This window comes from Klebsiella sp. 7-CIP_Kleb. (genome assembly GCF_050378655.1).
Taxonomy (GTDB): Bacteria; Pseudomonadota; Gammaproteobacteria; order Enterobacterales; family Enterobacteriaceae; genus Klebsiella; species Klebsiella quasipneumoniae.
The window spans coordinates 1-5954 of record NZ_JBNRLJ010000023.1; the positions used below are offsets into that span (position 1 = coordinate 1).

Here is a 5954-nt window from a genome sequence, read left to right on the forward strand (position 1 = left end):
GCCTGCTACCCATGATGGTTGCTATCCCGATACAGTTTCGGCGTCATACCAAAGTGTTCCCGGAACTTTTCATAGAAGGAGTTTTTATTATAAAAACCGACCTTTTCTGCAATCTCATGTATTGGATAAGCGGAGTTAGTCAGGTAGGTAGCCGCCACCTTCATTCTTTGCAGTAACTGAATCTCTTTGAATGACTTCCCGGTTTTTTCTTTAATCAGATGAGAGAGATATTTAGGATGATAGTTAAATTTTTCTGCCAGCGTAGTCAGACTACATGTCAGATAGTTCTTCTCTATATAGCTGATGATGCTGATTATCTCACCCGTTTTATCAGTTGACAGCTGAATAGTTTGTTTGTTTTTATTGGCATGAAAAATACGTAACAACTCAATGAAAATAATTGACAGATATGAGTCAATCAGTTCGCGTGAATAGAGATTATCACTGCCGTACTCCTCCATGGTAAAGATAAATAACTCCCGTATCTTTTGACTATTTTGAGTGTTGAAGATGAGATAGTTATCATGCTGCCTGGTCGCAGAAATGGCAGTCAGTATAAAACCGGTCAGAATATTTTGCTGGGTTAGGCGACTAAGAAAATAGTTGGAGAAAAAGCTGTTGCTAAGACTAATATTTATCACAATATCATTCTCACCAATGGTCTTTTTACTGCGAATAACATCAGTATCAAAAATACAAACATCATTCTGATTTAACGTAATTTCCTTACCGTCAACCACATAGGTGCATGATCCAGAATAGATATAGTTCATATTGACATTGGTGTGGGTATGCAGCGGCACAGAAGTGAAGCGAGAATCCTTACTTATCTCAATCTCCGTCTGACTGACACGTGGATGTTCGAAACGGTACACCTGCTGTCCATTGACATTTTTCTTATTTATATTCTTATACTTAGGGCTGATTTCGCCGGGATTATTGAGATAAAATCGCTCACTTTCGGTAATCTGCCGTAGCTGAGTGTCGAGATCCTGGTTATGCATCACATCACCTTACTTTTTGTTACTGTGATCGGTCGGTTTGAATATTGTTTGTGCTGTTTTAATACCTATAATCGGGGATGAATTAGTGAAAAGCAATTTCAAAAGTAGCAGGGTTTTAAATTATAAGTAAAAGCTATCACTCCTTAACATAATATTATTTTGGAAGACAACAATGAATTATCAGCAGCTCGCAAAAGATATCATTGAGAGAATTGGTGGTCTGAATAATGTCAAAGATGTCACGCATTGTGCTACGCGTTTACGGTTTACACTCAATACAATGGATCCGGTAGATAAAGGAACGGTTTCCGCTCTGCCTGGTGTGTTGGGGGCAGTAGAAAGTAGTGGTCAATTTCAAGTGATATTAGGACAACAGGTTGGCCATGTTTTCTCCGCTATTACGCTTTTAAAAAATAACAAGAGTAACGCCACACCCGCTGAAGTAAGGCAAGATCCTGCGGACGTGCAGAAGATGAAAAAAGAGAATGTTGTCTCACAAGCTCTTGGCATCATCTCGGGGATATTTACCCCGATCCTGCCTGCGATCAGCGGCGCAGCAATGCTGAAAACGCTATTGATTATCCTGACCATGACCGGTCTGATGGAAAAAACCTCCCAGACATGGGTCGTTCTTAATTTTGCAGCGGATACAACCTTCTACTTTTTACCGATCATGCTGGCGTACACCTCCGCCATGAAGTTTGGTATGAACCCGTTTGTCGCCATGACACTTGGCGGGATGTTATTGCACCCCACCTTCACAGCAATGGTTGCCACTCGTAGCCCGCTTAGTTTCCTTAATGTTCCGGTTTCACTGGTTCATTATGGTTCCACGGTTATCCCGGTCATTCTGATGGTATGGATCGCTTCATGGGCGGAAAGCTTGTCAGAAAGATTGTCACCACGCGCTATTTTGTTCTTTATGAAACCCTTTCTGACTCTGCTGATCATGGTGCCACTCGGGTTAACCATTATTGCGCCCTTTGGTGACTTTGTCGGCAAAGGTATTGGCGTCGGCATAACTTATGTTAATGACCATTGTATCTGGCTGTTGCCCTTTATTATGGCGGTCTTCTCACCCATTTTTATCATGACCGGAATGCATTATGCCGTGACCATGCCGATAACCTTCCAGTCGCTTGCCACCAATGGCTTTGACATGATCGGCGCAGGCTTCCTGGTGTCAAATATTGCTCAGGGGGCGGCGGCACTGGCGGCGGCAAGATTCAGCAAGGACGCGGATTTTCGTGCTCTGGCGAGTGGTGCCGGATTTACCGCCCTGCTGGGTATCACTGAACCAGCCCTTTATGGCGTGAATCTGAAGCTGAAAAAACCTTTCTACGCGGTGCTGGTTGCCGGTGCTGTCGGTGGATTATTTGTTGGGATTATGGGGGTCAAACGCATGACTCTGGCCCCAACAGGATTAACCACCCTTCCCGTGTTTATCGACCCCAATAATTCAATGAATATTGTTTTTGCGATAAGCGGGGCGGCGATAAGTTTCTGCGTAGCTTATTTGCTGACCGTGGTCTTGCTACGCATTGAGTCAGGTAATAAAACAGGAGATGTTAAGTGAAAACAGGATTTGATGTAGATTTTTTATTTGGTGGCGCTATTTCAGCTGCACAAGCCGATGGGGGTTATGCGCAGGATGGTAAAGGGTTAGATACGCAGAACATTCGCTATTTTAACCCCAACTGGAATCGTGCGGAACGTGATCATAATCGTAATATTAATATGACGTCCGAACGTTTCAATGCCGCTTTACACAACATTGAAGCGGTCAACTATCCGTTCACACGGGGTATTGATTTTTATAATCGCTATTCTGATGACCTTGCATTGATGGAAGAGATGGGAATGAAGATTTTCCGCACTTCTATTGACTGGTCACGCATTTTTCCTAACGGAGATGATGAACACCCAAATCCACAGGGAATTAAGTTCTATATCGATCTGTTTGATGAATGTCACAAACGGGGAATGAAAGTCTTCGCCACCATGCTCCATTACAATATTCCGGTAAATCTGGTGACAGAATATGGTGGCTGGAAAAACCGCATACTGGTCGACTTCTACCTGCGCTATGCCAGGGTTTTATTCGAAAAACTGGGTGATCGGGTAGATTTTTGGTTACCGTTCAATGAGATCAATGCGGGAAAATTCAATCCTTATAATGGTGTCTGTGTCATCAAAGACCAGGAAGATCATTATGAATCCGCGATCTTCCAGTGTCTACACCATCAGTTTATTGCTAACGCGCTCACTATTAAACTGGCTCGGGAAATTCTGCCGCAAGCGCGGATCGGCGGGATGATCGCCCGCTTTACCACTTATCCGGCAACCTGTAAGCCTGAAGATGTATTGGAAACAATGCACAAAGAACAATACGCAAACTATTTCTACACCGATGTTATGGTCCGTGGAGAATATCCGGCATATATGCAGCGCTACTTCAACGACAACGGAATCAGGATCCACAAAGAATCGGATGATGATGAAATTCTCCGCAACAATACTGTCAATTTCCTGAGTTTTTCTTACTATATGTCGATGGTAGCCACAACAGACAAAACATGGGAAACCACGGGCGGGAATCTGGTCAGTGGTAATAAAAATCCGTATCTGAAAGCCAGTGACTGGGGGTGGCAAATTGATCCCATCGGGTTACGTATCACGCTAAACCAATTTTACGATCGTTACCGTATCCCACTGTTTATCGCTGAGAACGGTATTGGTGCCACCGATATTCTCGAAAGTGATCATCGCATTCACGACCCTTACCGCATCGAATACTTACGTCAGCATGTTTTGCAAATGAAAGAAGCCGTCATTGATGGTGTAGAACTTCTTGGCTACACCATGTGGGGGATCATAGATATTGTCTCCTGTGGTACGATTGAAATGTCTAAACGTTATGGTGTTATTTATGTTGATCTTGATGATGAGGGTAAAGGAAGTTATCAGCGTTACAAAAAAGATTCTTTCTATTGGTATCAAAAGTGCATTGCATCACACGGTGAAGATTTAACTTAACCTTATTATCCTATAAAGCAGCAGGGTAATTTCTGCTGCTGAGTTATTCATTTCTCAATGGCTGTATATTGATGTTTATTAATTTTATATAAAGTAGCGGTGACAATGCCTTTGTCAACCGCGGAATAGTTCATATCCTTTGTTATGTTTTCATAAATATAAGCATCCTCCCTGTGATGCAACTTAATGATGATAGGAATAGAAAACTATGTCGAACTGGCAAACCAGGATTACATTATTACCTTTTATTTTGATGTGTTCCGAACCGGTATGGGCGCAATCATTATCCGTGGAGCAACGACTGAGCCTGCTTGAACAAAATGCAAAAAATACGGAGGGTAAATTACAAACTACCGAAGATAAACTCCAAAAAGCATTACATGAACTCGCCATTTATAAAAAGAAAGAGAAGAAAACGAACCACGTTACTGCGGCAAATCCCGCGCTGCTAAACCCGGCCGTGGATACCCATGCACAGGTTGCTCGTCCAATTGATAAAATTCAGCAACAGAAAGCAGAGGCAAAACCAAAGACCAAAAACAGTACCCGGCGACCAGCAGATATGAATATCAAAGAACTGTCGAAAGCCATCGAAGACGAAATTGGTTTTTCATTTCACGGCTATTTCCGATCCGGTTGGGGGACTGCCAGCAATGGCAGCCCGCAGAGCTGGGCCATTGGTTCTCTGGGGCGTTTTGGCAACGAACACGGCAGTTGGTATGACTTACTGTTTAGTCAGAAATTATATGACCAGGATGGGCGAACAGCAAAAGCTATTGTGTTGATGGATGGTAACGTTGGTGAAACTTATGTCAAAGAACCCTTCGATTCAACCAGTGAAAACATGATGCAGTTTTCAGATATTTATGTGACAACAAAAGGATTTATCAGCGCTATTCCCGATGCAACTTTCTGGGTAGGACGCCACAAATTACGCGCTCAGGAATTTAAGATGCTGGACTTCTCTTACCACAAAGGCGCAATCGCTTCTGGTGTAGGGATCGAAGATATTCCACTGGGTAAAGGGACACTGGCAATTGGTTTGGGTCGGGAAGACTTAGATAATTATTCCAAAGATCGCACCACCACCCAGGCGGTAAACACCAACAGTCTTGATGTTCGCCTTCGGAAATTTCCACTAACAACGAATACGACCTGGGATCTGTATGGTCGCTATGCGATGGCGAATAAAAGCGACGGACAGAGTTCATCACAAAATGACGGTGAATATTATAAGATGAAGGATGCATGGCTTCTGACCGGTATCATCAATAATAAACTCTCTCGTGACGGATTCACTGAATATAGTATGCAGGTGGCTAACAACTCCTTCGCCAGTAGTTTCGCTAAAATCTATGATGCGTCATCTAATTTTGGTACTGGACGTTATTATTATGGCGATCATACCAATGGTATTGCCTGGCGTTTCGGTGAACAGGGAGAGTTTTACCCTGTCGATAATGTTATCGTTGCACATACTTTATTATTCTCCGGTGGTAATGACGTCTACAGTTATGAAACCGGTGCACATACCGATTTCAAAAGTGTTCGGGCGGTAGTTCGCCCCGCGTACATTTTCAATAAGTACAACCAGACAGGTATCGAGTTAGGTTATTTTAACCAGCAAAACAATAATAATGGTTTAAAAACCCACGAGTCAGGGGTTAAAACCACTCTTTACCACGCATTAAAATTAGGAAGCAGTGCGTTTAACTCGAAGTTTGAAATACGATTCTACGGCACGTGGTTAAAAGTACTGGATAACGGTATTGATGAATTTACCTTCACAGATGAAAAGAAAGATCAATTTAGCGTGGGCGTGCAGACGGAACTGTTCTGGTAAACAATATCGCTCCGACCGCTGCTTATCAGCGCAATATCACCTGTCGTTGATGGCAGCGGTGGGATAAGTGT

General features: G+C 43.0%; 4 protein-coding genes. 3 read left to right on the top strand and 1 reads right to left on the bottom strand.

Going from position 1 to position 5954, the window contains the following annotated elements:
• Nucleotides 1-5 precede the first annotated feature (5 nt).
• Entirely contained in the window at nt 6-1004 is a 999-nt protein-coding gene (locus ACQUTI_RS26125) for an AraC family transcriptional regulator (protein WP_080861663.1), read from the bottom strand.
• Between the two features lie 172 nt (nt 1005-1176).
• On the opposite strand from ACQUTI_RS26125, the gene ACQUTI_RS26130 reads away from it, so the two are divergent.
• The 3 genes from ACQUTI_RS26130 to ACQUTI_RS26140 all read left to right on the top strand — a co-directional run bounded on the left by ACQUTI_RS26130 (nt 1177) and on the right by ACQUTI_RS26140 (nt 5883).
• Nucleotides 1177-2580, top strand: coding sequence for a PTS transporter subunit EIIC (locus ACQUTI_RS26130; RefSeq protein ID WP_051691498.1), 1404 nt, complete (start codon nt 1177-1179; stop codon nt 2578-2580).
• Entirely contained in the window at nt 2577-4040 is a 1464-nt protein-coding gene (locus ACQUTI_RS26135; RefSeq protein ID WP_080861660.1) for a glycoside hydrolase family 1 protein, read from the top strand. The genes ACQUTI_RS26130 and ACQUTI_RS26135 overlap by 4 nt, the downstream gene beginning before the upstream one ends.
• 208 nt (nt 4041-4248) lie before the next feature.
• A complete protein-coding gene (locus ACQUTI_RS26140) occupies nt 4249-5883 on the top strand; it encodes a carbohydrate porin (protein WP_080861659.1) in 1635 nt (544 codons plus the stop codon).
• The last annotated feature ends 71 nt before the right edge of the window (nt 5884-5954 follow it).

Excerpts from the sequence above, each read along its gene's own strand:
- ACQUTI_RS26125 (WP_080861663.1), bottom strand. The coding sequence starts at position 1,004 with ATGCATAACCAGGATCTCGACACTCAGCTACGGCAGATTACCGAAAGT.
- ACQUTI_RS26130 (WP_051691498.1), top strand. The coding sequence starts at position 1,177 with ATGAATTATCAGCAGCTCGCAAAAGATATCATTGAGAGAATTGGTGGT.
- ACQUTI_RS26140 (WP_080861659.1), top strand. The coding sequence starts at position 4,249 with ATGTCGAACTGGCAAACCAGGATTACATTATTACCTTTTATTTTGATG.